This window comes from Rhizobacter sp. (genome assembly GCF_031412075.1).
GTDB lineage: Bacteria > Pseudomonadota > Gammaproteobacteria > Burkholderiales > Burkholderiaceae_C > Rhizobacter.
Window position 1 is genome coordinate 1 of sequence record NZ_JANOCG010000257.1, and the last position, 15,465, is coordinate 15,465.

At 65.5% G+C, this 15,465-nt stretch carries 21 protein-coding genes; 7 read left to right on the forward strand and 14 right to left on the reverse strand.

Annotation, left to right across the window (positions count from 1 at the left end):
- The coding region (locus tag RMO40_RS09195; protein ID WP_309719446.1) for a hypothetical protein at positions 1 to 511 on the forward strand (511 nt) is incomplete at its 5' end.
- 106 nt (positions 512 to 617) lie between these two features.
- On the opposite strand, the gene RMO40_RS09200 is transcribed toward RMO40_RS09195, so the two are convergent.
- The 3 genes from RMO40_RS09200 to RMO40_RS09210 form a co-directional block, all read right to left on the reverse strand.
- The gene (locus RMO40_RS09200) at positions 618 to 785 is read right to left on the reverse strand and encodes a hypothetical protein (RefSeq protein ID WP_309719448.1); all 168 of its coding nucleotides are present in this window, start codon (positions 783 to 785) and stop codon (positions 618 to 620) included.
- Positions 782 to 1,048: a hypothetical protein gene (locus RMO40_RS09205; protein WP_309719451.1), complete on the reverse strand. Its 267-nt coding sequence runs from the start codon at positions 1,046 to 1,048 to the stop codon at positions 782 to 784. Before RMO40_RS09205 ends, RMO40_RS09200 begins: the two co-directional genes overlap by 4 nt.
- Before the next feature lie 88 nt (positions 1,049 to 1,136).
- Positions 1,137 to 2,018: a DUF4394 domain-containing protein gene (locus tag RMO40_RS09210; protein WP_309719454.1), complete on the reverse strand. Its 882-nt coding sequence runs from the start codon at positions 2,016 to 2,018 to the stop codon at positions 1,137 to 1,139.
- A gap of 653 nt (positions 2,019 to 2,671) precedes the next feature.
- On the opposite strand from RMO40_RS09210, the gene RMO40_RS09215 reads away from it, so the two are divergent.
- A complete protein-coding gene (locus RMO40_RS09215) occupies positions 2,672 to 3,271 on the forward strand; it encodes a YdeI/OmpD-associated family protein (RefSeq protein WP_309719457.1) in 600 nt (199 codons plus the stop codon).
- An 81-nt stretch (positions 3,272 to 3,352) separates the two neighbouring features.
- Here RMO40_RS09215 and RMO40_RS09220 read toward each other — a convergent pair whose 3' ends face one another.
- Complete coding sequence (locus RMO40_RS09220; RefSeq protein WP_309719460.1) at positions 3,353 to 3,910, reverse strand: outer membrane beta-barrel protein; 558 nt, start codon at positions 3,908 to 3,910, stop codon at positions 3,353 to 3,355.
- A gap of 178 nt (positions 3,911 to 4,088) precedes the next feature.
- Between RMO40_RS09220 and RMO40_RS09225 the strand changes: the two genes are divergently transcribed.
- Both RMO40_RS09225 and RMO40_RS09230 read left to right on the forward strand, forming a co-directional pair.
- The gene (locus RMO40_RS09225; RefSeq protein WP_309719463.1) at positions 4,089 to 4,856 is read left to right on the forward strand and encodes a GDSL-type esterase/lipase family protein; all 768 of its coding nucleotides are present in this window, start codon (positions 4,089 to 4,091) and stop codon (positions 4,854 to 4,856) included.
- A gap of 86 nt (positions 4,857 to 4,942) precedes the next feature.
- A complete protein-coding gene (locus RMO40_RS09230; protein ID WP_309719466.1) occupies positions 4,943 to 5,494 on the forward strand; it encodes an NAD(P)H-dependent oxidoreductase in 552 nt (183 codons plus the stop codon).
- A 161-nt stretch (positions 5,495 to 5,655) separates the two neighbouring features.
- Here the strand turns inward: RMO40_RS09230 and RMO40_RS09235 are convergent, their stop codons facing one another.
- Positions 5,656 to 6,081, reverse strand: a complete 426-nt coding sequence (locus tag RMO40_RS09235; protein ID WP_309719468.1) for a hypothetical protein — start codon at positions 6,079 to 6,081, stop codon at positions 5,656 to 5,658.
- Between the two features lie 142 nt (positions 6,082 to 6,223).
- Between RMO40_RS09235 and RMO40_RS09240 the strand changes: the two genes are divergently transcribed.
- Complete coding sequence (locus tag RMO40_RS09240) at positions 6,224 to 7,105, forward strand: aldo/keto reductase (protein ID WP_309719471.1); 882 nt, start codon at positions 6,224 to 6,226, stop codon at positions 7,103 to 7,105.
- 17 nt (positions 7,106 to 7,122) lie between these two features.
- On the opposite strand, the gene RMO40_RS09245 is transcribed toward RMO40_RS09240, so the two are convergent.
- From RMO40_RS09245 to RMO40_RS09275, 7 genes are all read right to left on the reverse strand, one after another.
- Positions 7,123 to 7,296 carry a DUF1328 family protein gene (locus tag RMO40_RS09245; protein ID WP_309719473.1) on the reverse strand — a complete coding sequence of 58 codons (174 nt, stop codon included), beginning with the start codon at positions 7,294 to 7,296 and terminating at the stop codon, positions 7,123 to 7,125.
- A gap of 69 nt (positions 7,297 to 7,365) precedes the next feature.
- Positions 7,366 to 8,493, reverse strand: coding sequence for an acyl-CoA dehydrogenase family protein (locus tag RMO40_RS09250; RefSeq protein ID WP_309719476.1), 1,128 nt, complete (start codon positions 8,491 to 8,493; stop codon positions 7,366 to 7,368).
- A 12-nt stretch (positions 8,494 to 8,505) separates the two neighbouring features.
- A complete protein-coding gene (locus RMO40_RS09255; RefSeq protein WP_309719479.1) occupies positions 8,506 to 9,687 on the reverse strand; it encodes an acyl-CoA dehydrogenase family protein in 1,182 nt (393 codons plus the stop codon).
- Positions 9,688 to 9,917: 230 nt separating this feature from the next.
- On the reverse strand, positions 9,918 to 10,559 hold the full coding sequence (locus tag RMO40_RS09260) for a hypothetical protein (RefSeq protein WP_309719482.1): 642 nt from the start codon (positions 10,557 to 10,559) through the stop codon (positions 9,918 to 9,920).
- A gap of 23 nt (positions 10,560 to 10,582) precedes the next feature.
- Positions 10,583 to 11,359, reverse strand: coding sequence for an ABC transporter permease (locus RMO40_RS09265; protein ID WP_309719485.1), 777 nt, complete (start codon positions 11,357 to 11,359; stop codon positions 10,583 to 10,585).
- Positions 11,356 to 12,336: an ATP-binding cassette domain-containing protein gene (locus RMO40_RS09270; RefSeq protein ID WP_309719488.1), complete on the reverse strand. Its 981-nt coding sequence runs from the start codon at positions 12,334 to 12,336 to the stop codon at positions 11,356 to 11,358. Before RMO40_RS09270 ends, RMO40_RS09265 begins: the two co-directional genes overlap by 4 nt.
- 332 nt (positions 12,337 to 12,668) lie before the next feature.
- Positions 12,669 to 12,923: a hypothetical protein gene (locus tag RMO40_RS09275; RefSeq protein WP_309719491.1), complete on the reverse strand. Its 255-nt coding sequence runs from the start codon at positions 12,921 to 12,923 to the stop codon at positions 12,669 to 12,671.
- An 80-nt stretch (positions 12,924 to 13,003) separates the two neighbouring features.
- Between RMO40_RS09275 and RMO40_RS09280 the strand changes: the two genes are divergently transcribed.
- Positions 13,004 to 13,735: a hypothetical protein gene (locus tag RMO40_RS09280; RefSeq protein ID WP_309719494.1), complete on the forward strand. Its 732-nt coding sequence runs from the start codon at positions 13,004 to 13,006 to the stop codon at positions 13,733 to 13,735.
- A 332-nt stretch (positions 13,736 to 14,067) separates the two neighbouring features.
- The gene (locus RMO40_RS09285) at positions 14,068 to 14,577 is read left to right on the forward strand and encodes a hypothetical protein (protein WP_309719495.1); all 510 of its coding nucleotides are present in this window, start codon (positions 14,068 to 14,070) and stop codon (positions 14,575 to 14,577) included.
- A 16-nt stretch (positions 14,578 to 14,593) separates the two neighbouring features.
- Here the strand turns inward: RMO40_RS09285 and RMO40_RS09290 are convergent, their stop codons facing one another.
- Together RMO40_RS09290 and RMO40_RS09295 are read right to left on the reverse strand one after the other, a co-directional pair.
- Entirely contained in the window at positions 14,594 to 15,064 is a 471-nt protein-coding gene (locus RMO40_RS09290) for an SRPBCC domain-containing protein (RefSeq protein WP_309719498.1), read from the reverse strand.
- The gene (locus RMO40_RS09295; RefSeq protein WP_309719501.1) at positions 15,051 to 15,380 is read right to left on the reverse strand and encodes a metalloregulator ArsR/SmtB family transcription factor; all 330 of its coding nucleotides are present in this window, start codon (positions 15,378 to 15,380) and stop codon (positions 15,051 to 15,053) included. Before RMO40_RS09295 ends, RMO40_RS09290 begins: the two co-directional genes overlap by 14 nt.
- Positions 15,381 to 15,465: the final 85 nt, after the last annotated feature.

Consider the following 15,465-nt stretch of genomic DNA (forward strand, 5'->3'; position numbering starts at 1 on the left):
CAAGAGCATCGGCGACGTGCTGCAGATGGAGATCGACGAGGCGGTGGAGTTTTTCGCCTCGATGCCGCACATCGCGCACCCGCTGCAGCTGATGAAAGACGTGGGATTGGGCTATCTCACGCTCGGTCAGCCGTCACCGACATTGAGCGGCGGTGAAGCGCAGCGCATCAAGCTCGTCACCGAGCTCACCAAGGTGCGCGACGACGTGGGCCGGCGCGGCAACAAGGCGCCGCACACGCTCTACGTGCTCGACGAACCGACGGTGGGCCTGCACATGGCCGATGTGGAGAAGCTCATTCGTGTGCTGCACCGCCTGGTCGATGGCGGGCACAGCGTGGTGGTGATCGAGCACGACCTCGATGTGATCGCCGAGGCCGACTGGGTGATCGACATGGGGCCGGAGGGCGGCGGGGCAGGGGGCAGGGTGGTGGCGGCGACCGACCCGACGGCTTTGTCCAGGCTCAAGGCCAGCCACACCGGGGCCGCTTTGCGGGGCGTACTGGCGAGATAGGAACTGCCAACCGAGAGGAAGCAGCGACTCCGTCATGCTCGGCAAAAGCCGACCGCTGAAGTGCAGGCGGCATAGGATGCCGCGCGGGCCGCGCCGCACGCGGGCGCTACAAACGCCTGCGCCGCGGCACCACCTGCAACTGCACCTGCATCAGCGCCGCCTGGACGCCGGCATTCACCGCGCGCACCGGCAGGTCGACCAGCTGGTCAGCCCGCCACACGCGCACCTGCGCCGCACCGTTGGGCACGTCGTTGAAGACAACCCGGCCGGTCAAGCACCAGTGCGATCAGCCCAGGGCGACTCGCTGACGTACACGTGCCCGAGCATGGATGCATGCAAGTGGCGGCCTGAATGAATCGCACCCGGCTGATTGACGGTCACCTCACCGGAGCGGGGCCGCTGGCCGTCGGTCTTGGCAGCCAGGCGCAGCTCGACGCCGCCGGAAGTGCCCGTGGTGAACTGGGCCACGCCGGCACCCGAGCCACGCACATGGTGCTCCCACGGGTCGTTGTGGGTGAAGGTCAGGCGTGCGCCCACCGACGCCACGTTGGTGGCGCCTACACCGCAGAGGCTACCCCGAGGCACAGCCCGACGGTCAGCGCGCGCCATCGGGACTGCGCGGCCATCAGGGTTCCAGGGCGACGGCGCGAACCGCCTCACCACCACCGACCGTGCCCAAGGAGGTGGCAGTGCCGGTCTGCAAGTCGATGGTGACCCAGCGGCTCGGAGCGCTACCCGCATTCAGCGCGGCGAAGGCGACATCGCTGACCGCCTGGATGTCGAAAGCGGCCGTCTGGAACGGCTGACGCAGGCTGCCCACAGTGAACAGCATTCCGGTATTCGGCGAGACGGGGGGCGCAGTACCCTCGCGGCTGCCCTGCGTGACCAGCGTGCCGGCCGCCGCGTCGAGTGCGTAGTTGGTGGTGATGCGGGGGTTGGCCTTGTTGTAACTGTAGGCTGCGCCGACCACGGCCGGGGTTTTGCCGGCCTGCGCGTCGCTGGGGGCGTAGGTCAGCTTGCCGTCGGTCTGCACGCCTGCGGTGTCGGCGTTGGCGTCGACCACCGCACCCGTGTCAGGGTGCAAGCGCAGGTTTTGCCCGCTGGCACTCACCACGCGAATGCGATCGACCGTGGGGTTGAAATCGAAGCCGAACTCGGTGCCCTCCAGGCGGACGGCGAAAGGCTCGCCCACCGGCTTGGCCGCTGCGGTGTCTTCGTCCAGCGTGTACAGGCGGCCGGAGCTGCCCAGCGCATAGAGCGTGTCCTTGACCACCCGGTAGTCGATGCCCAGCACCTGCTCGCCCGGCTGCAGGCCGGTGATTGGCTGCGAGAACAGGATGCGGCCCGGCTGGCCGGCGTTGAACTTGATCAGTCGGTTGGACACCGTGACGGCAACCGCCTTTTCAGCGCGCACCGGGCCCTCGACCGGGGCGGCGGCCATGCCGGCGCAACCGGAGAGCGTTGCCAGTGCCGCCAGGGTCAGCAGGGAGGAAGTCAGTTTCTTCATGGGGTCATTCCTTTTGGCGATGTGGTGACTTTCAATATACGCCGGCCACGGGCAAATGGATGCAAGGCAAGAGAGGGCAAGATGCACCCGAGTTCCGAGCCCCGGTTGATATGAGTCGAGCCATTGCACGAGGCCTTCGACAAGCTCAGTCCGAACGGAGAGACCGGCCTCAGCGCTTCGGCGCGCGCTGGCCTTGCTTCAATACGGTCGCCTGTTGCTCTCCCACCTGGTTGGTGTGAGGTGATTGGGTCGCTTCCAGGGCCGTATCGGCGATCTCCTACGCGCCGCACAGGCATGTTCCGGTCGCGCGCTGGCCAGCGCGTCGATACGCTGATGCCATTCGCAATCAAGTTCGGAGAGCCAGACATGTCTGAAGATGTGCAACCCGTGGGCGAGCAAGAAGCGTCCTTCACAGGCGTTCAAGACGCCGACAATGGCGCCGCTCGAACACGCGGCCACGCGGTATCGCCTGAAACCTTGGCGGCGGCCTCCCGGGTGATGGGCCGCTTTGCCTGGAAGGGCAATCCCCCTGCGCAGCAAGAGGGGGACCGGAATTAGCGGGCCGACAGGGGGTCACAGGTCCGACCAGAGGCCGAATGGATGGAGCGACGCATGAACCCGCAGTTGAACCCCACGGCAAGGTGGGCCCGCAGATGGCGCCGGTGACCGTCGACCCGCGCAAGGTGCTTGAGTTTGCCGATGCCAACAGCTTTTACGACTGGCTCGCCGAGCACCACGGCACGGCCGATGAACTCTGGATCAAGGTCCACAAGGTCGGTTCGGGCCTTCCGTCGATCACGCCGAAGCAAGCCGTCGATGTCGTGCTGTGCTGGGGCTGGATCGATGCGATTCGCAAGGGGTTCGACGACAAGAGCTTCCTGCAGCGCTACACCCCGCGCGGAAAGAGAAGCGTGTGGAGCCAGATCAACGTCGACAACGTGGCGCGGCTGATCCGCGAAGGCCGCATGGAAGCGCCCGGCCTCGCAGAAGTCGATGCAGCCAAGGCAGATGGGCGATGGGCCCGCGCCTATGGCAGCGGCAAGGATTTCAAGATCCCGGCCGATCTGCAGGCTGCCATCGAAGCCGAGCCCAAGGCCCGGGCCATGCTGGCGACACTCACCGAACAGAATCGGTTTGCACTGGCCTTTCGCACCCACCACATGAAGACGGAAGCCGGCCGGAAGAGAAAGATCGAGACCTTCGTCGCCATGCTGAAGCATGGGGAGACGATCTACCCGCAGGGCAAGAAGTGAGGGAGTGCATTGCGGTGAGCGGCCTCGCGACGAAAACGCCGGCCCTGGGGCCGGCGTTTCAAGCGTCAACGTTCCGAGCGATCAGAACGAAACGCGCAAGCCGACGGTGTAGGCCCGCACATTGTTCGAGCCGCCTTCGAGTTCGGCCTTGGTGAAATCAGCACCCACCTCCAAGGCCAAGTTCTTCGAGAAGGCGTAGCTCAGGCCCAACCCGAAGTAAGGCTGAGCCTTGGTTTCAGAGGCGCTGTAGTTGTAGAAACCGCTTGAAAACTTGCCCTCGGTCTTCACGCTGGCGATGCCGAGGCGCAGGAGCGCTGCGAAGTCGGGCGTGAAGTTGCCCTTGAAGGCGCCGCCCACGGTCACGGCCGAAACCGCCACTTCGACCGTGCCCCCGAACCCCGAAGCCTTGGTCTTGCCGAAGTCCACAAACCCGAGCTCCAGGCCGACGCCGTCAGCGAAGTAATAGCCGCCCGCCAGCTTGAACGACGAGCCCGAGTCGTCGCACGACCCCGGGAAGCCGGTACAGCCGTCCACGTGCTTGCTCTGGCCGGCAGCGAAGCTCGCGTAACCCTGCGCCATCGCGCCGCCAGACAACAGCAGCGCAGAAATGGTGATCAGTCCTCCTACCCACTTTTTCATTCGATTTTCCTTTTTGATGAGATCGATACCCCGCAGAACTGCGGGAACCTGCATTGTCCCCGAATGTTCCTTGTTATGTTTTCAGGCCCCGCTCAGCGGTTTGATGTAGGAGCACGACTACCCACGGTTTGGCTGTAGACCGGTGCCCGATCTGCCGCCGAGCGGTGAAGATCACGCCGTGACCTTGCCCTTCCACTCCTCCCCACGGCAAACCAGGCTGCTCTGGGCCGGTGCCGCCGTGGCCACGCTGATTCTGTTGGCGGGTTGCACCGCCTCCCGGCTGCGTGACGCCTCCGAGCTGGCCCGGCTGAGCGAGCCCTTGCAGCGCCATGTCGAGCAGCCCCGCGCGCGACTGCTGATCGTGGGCGACAGCACGGCGGTGGGTACCGGGGCGAGTAAGCCCGGCACCAGCCTCGCGGGCCTGCTGGCCCAGGCTTACCCCGGCCTGCACATCGAAAACCGAGGTCGCGATGGCGCCACCCTGGAAGAGCTTCCGCAACAGCTGGGTGGCGATGCCCGCTTCGACGCGGTGCTGATCCTGGCCGGTGGCAATGACGTGATCCGGCTGCGAGACCTCGACAAGGCCCGCGATCAACTGGACGGCGTCATTCGGCAGGCGCGGGCGCGCGCCGATACCGTGGTGCTGATGCCGGCTGGCAATGTCGGCAATGCCCCGTTCTTCTTCCCGCCGCTGTCGTGGTGGATGAGCTCGCGCTCGCGGCAATTTCATTCGCTGGTGCAGGAGGCGGCTGCGCAGCAGGGTGCTTCGTATGTGAACCTGTTCAAGGAGCGGCGCGACGACCCCTTCGCGCAGCGCCGGGAGCTGAACGCGCGCGACGGCTTGCACCCGAGCGACGAGGGCTATCAACTGTGGTTCAAGGAACTCATGGCGCAGTCGCCTCTCGGCCAGCAGCTGGCTGCGGCGCGCGTGAGCTCAAAAGGCTAGGCCCGACAAGGCAGAGTCGGGAGGCCCAGGCGGCGTTTGATCACCAGGTCGATGCCGCTGGATTCGTCAACTGACAGGAGCACCGCATGACCCCGTACAAGATTGCCGTCGTGGTTGGAAGCCTTCGGGCCGATTCGTTCAACCGCAAACTCGCAGACGGGTTGGCCAGGCTGGCGCCGGCTCAGTTTCAATTCACGCAACTACAGATCGGCGATCTGCCGCTCTACAACCAGGACGACGACGCCAATCAGGCGCCGGCGGTGAAGCGCCTGAAGGCCGAGGTCTCGGCCTCGCAGGGCCTGTTGTTCATCACGCCGGAGTACAACAGATCCATTCCTGGTGTGCTCAAGAACGCCATTGACCACGCTTCTCGGCCTTATGGGCAGAACGCCTGGGCGGGCAAGCCCGCGGCGGTGATCGGCGTTTCGGTTGGCGCGATTGGCACCGCGTTGGCGCAACAGCATTTGCGCAACGTGCTCGCCTACCTCGATGTGCCGACGATGGGCCAGCCCGAAGCCTTCATCCAGTCGAAAGACGGCTTGTTCAACAGCGATGGCAGCATCGGTGCCGGCAGCGAGAAGTTCTTGAAAGACTGGCTGAACAAGTTTGCCGAGTGGGTGCAGCGGCAGGGACGCTAGGGGTTTGGCTCGGCGCCGATCACCCATGCGGTGTCACTGCGCCCTGGGCGTGCTCCTCACTGCTTCACCGGTGGCGGCGCGTGCTTCTCGGCCGACACCGGCACCTCACGCAGCGAGGGCTTGCTCATCGGCGGGACGGGCGGCCGTGGCCTGAAGACGTGTCACTGCAGATCAACGCGGCGCGTGGCGCTCGGACGCCGGCGCCCCGGCAAGGGGTTTGAAATCACCGGCACCACATGCTCTTCGAGACGGGCGCCGATGTCGGAGCAGACCCGCACGGCAGCGCCGCGGCACCAGGCGATGTCGCTCAACCCCAAGGCCAAGGCTCGCGCCAGCCGTGGCGCGCCGTTCGAGAAGAAATAGAGCCGCACTTCGCCGCCGCTCACCTCCTTGCCGTCGTAAGTGGCTGCCGGATGTGCCTGCACCACCCGCTGCAGGCGTTGAAGCAGCGCATCAAAGTCCTTCTGGCCGATGCCTGCCCCGGCGCGGCCTTGCTTTTTCATGCACACCACCACCACCTGCGGGTCCGAGGGACGTGCGTGCCATCGCTCGAAGAAGGCATCCAGCAGGCTGAACAAGCGCATCATGGTCCTCGGGAGAGAGTGTGGGTGGTGGGCCACCAATGTAGGGACCGGGCCGCAGATTGGGAAACGACATAACCGAGTGTTGATATGCGAACCGCGAGCCGGGGCCGCCAGAATCCACACCCATGACCTGCATCGACTTTTGATGGACGACCCCATGCGCCACCTCCAATTGACCGATGGAACGACGATGCCCGTGCTGGGCCTGGGCACCTGGCGCATGGGCGAAACCAGCGCCACGCGTGATGCCGAGGTGGCCAACCTGCGCAGCGCCATCGAGCTGGGTTACCGGCTGATCGACACCGCCGAGATGTATGGCGAAGGCGGCGCTGAAACGGTGGTCGGGCGGGCGCTGGCCGAGGCCATTCGGGCGGGCACGGTGGCACGCGAAGCGATGTTTGTCGTCAGCAAGGTCTACCCGCACAACGCGAGCCGGCGCGGCACGGTGAGTGCGTGCGACCGCAGCCGCCAGCGGCTGGGCCTCGACTGCATCGACCTCTACCTCTTGCACTGGCGCGGCGAGCACCCGCTGGCCGAGACCGTGGAAGCCATGCAATCGCTGGTGGCCGCGGGCCAGGTGCGCGCATGGGGCGTGAGCAACCTCGACCTGGCCGACATGCAGGAGCTGGAGACCCTCACCGCGCGGGCCCAGTCCGGCCACAGCCGGTGCGCAGCGAACCAGGTCTATTACTCGCTGACCGAGCGTGGCCCCGAGTTCGGCTTGTTGCCGTGGATGCGCGAGCGTTCGATGCCCTTGATGGCCTACAGCCCCATCGACCAGGGCAGCCTGGCGGCCAACGACACGCTGGCCGAGATCGGCCGCGCACGTGGGATCACGGCGGCACAGGTGGCCTTGGCCTGGGTGATCGGCCAGCCCGGCGTGGTGGCGATCCCCAAGGCCTCGTCGGTCGCCCACCTGCAAGAGAACCTGGCGGCCGAGCGGGTGGCCCTGAGCGAACACGAGCTGCGCCTGATCGACAGCCGTTTTCCGGCGCCCAAGAAGAAGACACGACTGTCGATGATCTGAGCCGCGGCGGGCGCGCCCTAGAAGACCAGCATGCCGAGCATCACGCCGAACACCAGCACGATCAGGAAGATCACCAGTGCAATCGCGAACAGCACCTTCGCAATGCTGCGCGATTTGGAGGCGACGCCGCTGAAGCCGAAGTAGCCGGCGACAAGCGAGATGATGAAAAAGATGATGGCCCACTTGAGCATGTGCATGTCTCCTGAATTGAGAGAATGAAGTACCGACGTGGCGGAGCGCTCCGACACATCACGCCAGCTTCAGCGTTCAGCCAGCGCCGCGTAGCGCTCCAGATGATGGTCCACATCACCAAAGCGCTGCGCCGCCATCGTCAGCCGGCGGAAGGTGTGCGAGACCTTGAGCTCTTCGGTCATGCCCATGCCGCCGTGCAGTTGCACCGCTTCTTCGCGCACCAGCGTGGCGGCCTCGGCGATCTTCACCTTGGCCGCCGAGACGGCGCGGGCGCGCTCGCTGGTGCTCACGGTCGGGTCATCGACCTTCGCCGCCGCGAGGATGGCCATGGAGCGGGCCTCTTCGGTGGCGATCACCATGTCGACCATGCGGTGCTGCAGTGCCTGGAACGAACCGATGGGCACGCCGAACTGCTTGCGTGTCTTCAGGTAGTCGAGCGTCGCGTCGCACGCGTGCTGCATCGCGCCCACCGCGTCGGCGCAGAGCAGGGCGGTGGCAAAGTCGACCGCCTCTTCGATCAGCGGCAGCGCATCACCTGCTGTGCCCAGCAGTGCATCGGCACTCAGACGCACGTGGCTGAAACGAATGTCGGCGGCGCGCAGACCGTCGATCGTGCGGTAGGCCTTGAGCGTGACACCTTCTGCTTTCGGGTCGACGAGAAAGAGGCTGGCGCCGCTTCCATTGCTGGCCGACACGATGAGCCGCGTGGCCGTCGGTGCGCCGACCACCACGCTCTTCTCGCCGTTGAGCAACCAGCCCTCGGGGTGGCTCGTGACGGTGGTGGTTTGTGGCGCCAGCTCATAACGTCGGCCGGGCTCCCCGCTCGCGAAGGCGAGCTGCACCGAGCCATCGGCCAGCCCCGGCAGCCACGCGCTGCGTTGGGCGTCGTTGCCGGCGCGGGCGAGCAGTCGGCCAGCGAGGCCCACGTTGTCGAGCAGCGGCTCGACCACCAGCGCCTCGCCACAGGGTTGCATCACGGCCAGCAGGTCCATCGCGCCGCCGGCGAAGCCGCGGTCGGCCTCGGGCAGGGTCATCGCGGTGAGGCCCAGCTCGGCAAAGCTGGCCCATACCTTGTCACCCACACCGCTCGGCGATTGCAAGATGGCCTTGCGCGCCTCGAAGCCGTAGGTGTTGCCGAGGTACTTGCGCACCGAGTCGGCCAGTTGCTGTTGTTCGTCGGTCAGTTCGAAGTTCATGGCGTGGTGTCCTCAAAGGCCCAGCGTGGCCTTGGCGATGATGTTGCGTTGCACTTCGTTGGAGCCGGCGTAGATGCTGACCTTGCGGTAGTTCAGGTAGCGCGGTGTCACGCTGGTCTGCACTGGGTCGAGCTCGTCGCCGTCGATGGCGCAGAAGGGTTGCGCCGTCGGGCCGAGCGCCTCGACGGTGAGCAGGGTGATGGCTTGTGCGATCTCGGTGCCGCGGATCTTCAGCGTCGACACGTCGGCACCCGGCGGCTGGCCGCTGCGGCGCATCTTGTCGAGAAAGCGCATGGAGGTGAGCTCCAGCGCCTGCAGGTCGATCTCGATGCGGCTCAGCTTGTCGCGAAAGCGCAGGTCGTCGATGACGGGCTTGCCGTTTTTCAGCTCGCGGCCCGCGATCTCCTTCAGCTCGGCCAGCATGCGCTTGCTGCCACCCACGTTGCCCGAGCCCATGCGCTCGTGGCCGAGCAGGTACTTGGCCACCGTCCAGCCCTTGTTCTCTTCGAAGATGAGGTTCTCCACCGGTACTTTCACATCGTCGAAGAAGATCTCGTTCACCTCGTGGCCGCCGTCCATCAGGATCAGCGGGCGCACGGTGATGCCGGGTGTGCTCATGTCGATCAGCAGGAAGCTGATGCCCTCTTGCCGCTTCTCGGCGGTGGGGTCGGTGCGCACCAGGCAGAAGATCCAGTCACCGTAGTGGCCGAGCGTGGTCCAGATCTTCTGGCCGTTGACGACGTAGTGGTCACCCTTTCGTTCGGCGCGCGTTTTCACGGCCGCGAGGTCGGAGCCGGCGCCGGGCTCGGAGTAGCCCTGCACCCAGAAGTCGACACCATCGCGGATGCGCGGCAGGAAGTGCGCCTTCTGCCCCGGCGTGCCGAAACGCATCAGCACCGAGGCGCACATGGCCGGGCCGAACGACGGCAGGCCCGGCGCGCCAGAGAGGCCGAACTGCTCCTGGTAGAGATAACGCTGCGTGATGTCCCAACCGGTGCCGCCCCATTCTTCGGGCCAGTGCGGCACCGACCAGCCCTGGGCCGCAAGGATCTTGTGCCAGCGCATGTAATCGTCCTTGCTCAGTTCGCGGTGGGCTTGCACCTTCTCGCGGATGTCGGCGGGCAGGTTCGTGTCGAGCCAGCTGCGAACCTCGTCGCGGAAGGCCAGCTCTTCAGGGGAGTAGCTCAGGTCCATGGGTGTCTCCTTTTTGTGGAATCGCGAGGGGCTTCGACGGGTTAAAACACTTCAAACAAGCCGGCCCCGCCCATGCCGCCGCCAATGCACATCGACACCACATGCAGAACGGTGGAGTGACGTCGACCCTTGTCTTGGGTGCTGCACGGGACATGATGTCTGAAAACGCCCCGGCGACTGTCACGCGTTGGACAGGCGGCGCAAGCCTTGCCATCTCCCTTCCCCTTGCCTCAGCTGGGGTCGTGGTCGGCGCCCGTGCCCGAGCCGGTCATTGCGCCGCCGCCCTTGCCACCTCGCTCGTTGCGCCCTCCGCGGGGGCCCGCACCGCTGGCCGGCCGCAGTGGGCCCTGCTGCGGGATGACCAGTTTTGCAGGCACCGGCTCGAGGTCGAGCACCTCGCGGATGAACTTGCGCAGCGCGGCCACCAGCGCACCCGTCTCGACGCGCCGGCCGGCCACCATGTCGTTGGCGGCTTGCACCGCCAGGTGCACCTGCTCTTCGGTGCCCAGCAGGATCACGTCGGACAGTGCCGCTTCAACGGCATCGCGCATGCGTCGACGCCGGTCGGAGCTTGGCGTGGACTCGGGTTCGGCTTCGGTGGGCGTTTCATCGGCGGGCGCGTCGCGCCGCAGGTCGCGCAGGTGGCTGGGGTCGATGCTCAGGTCGCCGGTGAACGAGCCGCCCAAGGTCTTGTACGCGGCGATCAGCGTCTTCACCCGCTCGTTGATCTGGCGGTTTTCGCGCTCTCGCCGCCGCTGCACGGTGTGCATAAAAAGGAGCCGCACACCGACCGCCGCCAACGAAACCAGCAGCGCGCCCAGCATCGTGGTGAGCACACCTTGCCACGAAGTGAAGTCGATGAGGTTGTGCATGGTCGTCTCGGTTGTTCAGCCGGTCAATTCTTCAGCCGGTAGCCGGTGCGAAACATCCACGCCACCACGGCGATGCAGACCGCGAGAAAGCCGCAGGTCGCGCCCAGACTCCAGCCCACGCCCACGTCGGCGGTGTCGAAGAAACTCCAGCGAAACCCGTCGATCAGGTAGACCACCGGGTTGAAGAGAGTGATCGTGCGCCACAGCGGCGGCAGCATGTCGATCGAGTAGAACGCGCCACCCAGAAAGGTGAGCGGCGTGATGACCAGCATGGGGATGAGCTGCAGCTGCTCGAAGCCCTTGGCCCACAGGCCGATGATGAAACCGAACAGGCTGAAGGTCACCGAGGTGAGCACCAGAAACGCCACCATCCAAACCGGGTGCGCAATGTGCAGCTTCACGAAGAAGGCCGCGGTGAGCAGGGTCACAAGACCCAGCACGATCGACTTGGTGGCCGCCGCGCCCACATAGGCGATCAGCAGCTCCAGGGACGACACCGGTGCCGACAGCAGCTCGTAGATGGTGCCGGTGAAGCGCGGGAAGTAGATGCCGAACGAGGCGTTCGACAGGCTCTGCGTGAGGATCGACAGCATGATGAGCCCCGGCACGATGAAGGCTCCGTAGGCCACGCCGTTCACGTCTTGCATGCGCGAGCCGATGGCCGCGCCGAACACCACGAAATAGAGCGAGGTGGTGATCACCGGCGCGACCAGGCTTTGCCCCACGGTGCGCATGAAGCGCGCCATCTCGAAGCGATAGATCGCCCACACACCGTATCGGTTGAAGGATGTCGCGTTCATGTGGCGGCTCCGGCTGGGTGGTCGTGCGAGTTGTCGTGCACCAGGCTCACGAAGATGTCTTCGAGCGAACTTTGCTGCGTGTTCACGTCCTTGACGCCGATACCCAGCTCGCCCATGCGCCTGAGCAGCGGCGCCACGCCTGCGCTCGCGTCGCTCACGTCGAACTCGCGCTGCAGCGTGTGGCCACCTGGCTTGAGCACCAGGTTCCAGGCGGCCAGCTCGGTGGGCACCTCGCTCATCGCATGGTCGAGCTCGATGGTGAGTTGCTTCTTGCCCAGTTTCTTCATCAGCGCCTTCTTCTCTTCGACCAGGATCAGCTCGCCCTTGCTGATGACGCCGATGCGGTCGGCCATGTCTTCGGCTTCTTCGATGTAGTGGGTGGTGAGGATGATGGTCACGCCGCCATCACGCAGGCGCCGCACCATCTCCCACATGTCGCGCCGCAGCTCCACGTCGACGCCGGCGGAGGGTTCGTCCAGGAACAAGATCTCGGGCTCGTGCGACAAGGCCTTGGCGATCATCACGCGGCGCTTCATGCCGCCTGAGAGCTCCATGATCTTGTTGTGCCGCTTGTCCCACAGCGAGAGGTCGCGCAGCACCTTCTCCACCAGCGCCGGGTTGGGCGCCTTGCCGAAGAGGCCGCGGCTGAAGTTGACCGTGGCCCACACGCTCTCGAAGGCATCGGTCGCCAGCTCTTGCGGCACCAGGCCGATCAGCGAGCGGGTGATGCGGTAGTCGCGCACGATGTCGTGGCCCGCCACCGTCACGCTGCCCGCGCTGGCGGTGACGATGCCGCACACGATGGAGATCAGCGTGGTCTTGCCGGCGCCATTGGGGCCGAGCAGGGCAAAGATCTCGCCGCGGCGGATTTCGAGGTCCACACGCTTGAGCGCCTCGAAGCCACTGGCGTAGGTCTTGGTGAGGCCTGCCATCGCGACGGCAGATGCGGCACCGGGTTTGTCAGTGGATGTCGGCATGGGGTGGAGTTTGTCTGCGGGTCGCGCATGGTATGGGTTGCGCAAAGAAATTGTTCAACGGGTTTCGTGGGCACTGAAACGAGGGCATGCCCGCGGTCTTGTGCCGACTCGACAACCGCCGGTTGTCCTACGCGCAGGAGAGTCGATGGCCGAACGTGCTGGCCGGGCGATGGCACTAAGGTTTCAACCACTGGCCTTTGTGTCGGTTTTTTGTCCCTTTGGGCCAGGGTTTCACTGGCCCGCCACTCTCCAAGGAGCTTCAAGATGAACTTTTCCAAGACCCTCACCGCTGCGGTTGCAGCCACCACCATCGTCGGCGCAGTGGGTTTGGCTTATGCCCAGACGACCACCGAAACCACCCCGTCGACCACCACGCCGAGCACTTCGCAACAGCCGTCGATGAGCTCGACCCAGTCGCCCGCGAACTCGAATTCGAGCTCGACCGTGACGCCGAGCAACTCGACCTCGCCGAGCACATCCACGAGCCCGGACAACTCGGCCACATCGACGACCACCCCGTCGACCACGGATCGGCCGCTGACGACCAACGACATGGCCGCCGAGCCGATGCCCAAGGCTGACCGCAACTGACATCCGTCCAGCGGCACGGGCGAACACCCCCTTCGCTGTTCGCCCGTGATTCACCCCCGATCCCTGGATACCACCCGTGAATTTCGCCAGCGTCTTCGAGCACCGGGCCGAGATCCTGGCGGGGCTGCGGCAGGGCCTGCTGTTCGGTGCAGCCGCCTTGGTGCTGACCTTGCCACCGGCGAGCGTGGCCACCTCTCAGCTGAGTTCATCGCGCCTCGCGATCGCTGAAGCCAACGCCGCCCGGCCTTTTGCCGATTTCGCTTTTCACCCGGCCTCTGCCGACGCCCGCTTCGTTGCCGACTGGGTCACACAGGCGCAAGACAACCACCGCTTGCCCTTCGTCATCCTCGACAAGCGCGAGGCCATGGTGTTCGTTTTCGACGCCCATGGCCGCATCATCGACGCGAGCCCGGTGCTGCTGGGTGCCGCCGTAGGCGACGACTCCGTGGCCGGCATCGGCGATCGCCCCATCGAGCAGGTGCACCCCAGCGAGCGCACCACGCCGGCCGGCCGCTTCGTCAGCCAACCCGGCAAGAACGCTTTGGGCGAAAACGTGGTGTGGGTCGACTATTCGACTGCGGTCTCCATGCACCGTGTGCGGCTGGTCGACCCCAAGGAGCGCCGCCTCGAGCGGCTGGCCTCGCCCGACCCCGCGCAGCGCCGCATCTCTTATGGCTGCATCAACGTGCCGGTGGCTTTTTTCGATTCGGTGATCTGGCCGGTGATCGGCACTGCACGCGGTGTGGTCTATGTGCTGCCTGAAACCAGGCCTGTGCGTGAGGTCTTTGCCGGCCTCTCGGGCCGCTGAGAAGCGGCTGCGAATCGACACAAGGCGCACAAGCGACCCGAACCCGTGAGCTATTGCCGATTGGCCGTCTTCCTGGCCGAGTTCCCGCGTCACCCTCACCCGACAATCTGATCCGCTGTGCTGCCGTCTCGTCGGCCGGCGCAACGGAGGCGTCTCATGTCCTTCGCTGCTGATGCCTTCGAAGGACTGTCGCAATGCCCCGAGCAGGCAAACGGCTGCTTGCTGCAGTCGCTGGATTGTTTTGTGCCGCGCTGTGTCACGCGGCTCCCGGGGGCGCCGGCGATCGCGTTGCGAGCGACCTGCGCGACACGCGTGATGTCGCCAGCTGGGTCGTGACCACGGCCGATCACGCGGGCCTGCCCTTTGCGATCGTCGACAAGCGGGGCGCCCGAATCTCCATCTACGAATCCGACGGCCGCCTGATCGGCAGCTCGGCAGCGCTGCTGGGCATCGACCCGGGCGATGTGTCGGTGCCAGGTTTGGCCCACCGCGCGCCCTCCAGCCTGACCGCTGGCGAGCGCACCACGCCGGCGGGGCGTTTCGAATCCCAGCCCGGCCACAACGACAAGGGAGAGGCCATCGTGTGGATCGACTACGACGCGTCTCTCGCCATCCACCGCCTGCGGCCCGCTCCGGCGCACGAGCGCCGTCCACAACGGCTCGACTCGCCGACCAGCGAAGACAACCGGATCTCGCTCGGTTGCATCGTGGTGTCGGCAGACTTCTACCTGTCGGTCATTGAACCGATCCTGGGCCAGCGCCGCGGCGTGGTCTATGTGCTGCCCGAATCGAGCCCGGTGCAGGCCATGTTTGGCACCTACTCGGTCAGTCAGGACCACTGAGCCCGGCCAGCTGCCGTCAGCCCACCGGCACGGCGCGTGGCAGCGTATGACCGGTTTCGAGCAGCGTTTTCAGGTTCGACAGCACCATCGGCCATCCGCCCGAAACACCTGCAAGCATCTGAGGGTCCAGATCGTCGTGCGTGACCGTCAGCTTCACGAGCCCGTCGATGTGGGCTTCGATGTCGAAGCTCACGCGCGAGTGTTTCGAGCTGTCGTCGGCCTCGCTCGGCCGCGCCCAGGTGTAGACCAGGCGGTGAGGCGGGTTGCTCTCGACCACGGTGCCGGTGATGTCGACTGTGCGCGCGTCGTCGAGGCGCTGGTGCTCCCAGCGCGAGCCGGGTTTCCAGTCCGACACGTTGACCCGCACGCAGTCGGATTTGGGGCCGACCCAGTACTGGCTCATCAGGTCGGTGTCGACCAGCGCCTGCCACACCTTCTGGGGTGTGGTGGCGATGTAGGTCACGTACACGTAGTCAGGCTTTTTCATCGTCATCACCTTCCAATCGTTTCTTGAGTTGGTGCAATGCACCGAGGCGCGGCTGCTCGAACTTCTCGATCCAGCGCGCGTAGATTTCGTGCAGCGGCACGGCGTTCAGGTAGTGGAGCTTTTCGCGGCCTTGCCACACGATGGCCACCAGGTTGGCTTCTTCGAGCAACTGCAAATGCTGCGTCACCGCCTGGCGTGACATCTCCATGTCCTCGCACAGCGCGCCGAGCGTCTGGCCGCTTTGCGCGTGCAGTGAGTCCAGCAGACGCCTGCGGGTCGGGTCGGCCAGCGCCTTGAATACCTTGTCGAAGTTCAATTAATTCCAGTTGTCGATCTTGGTGTCGTGCGGGCTGGGAGCACCTTTCCCGGTTTCCAGCAACGACTTCAGGCTCATCAAAAAG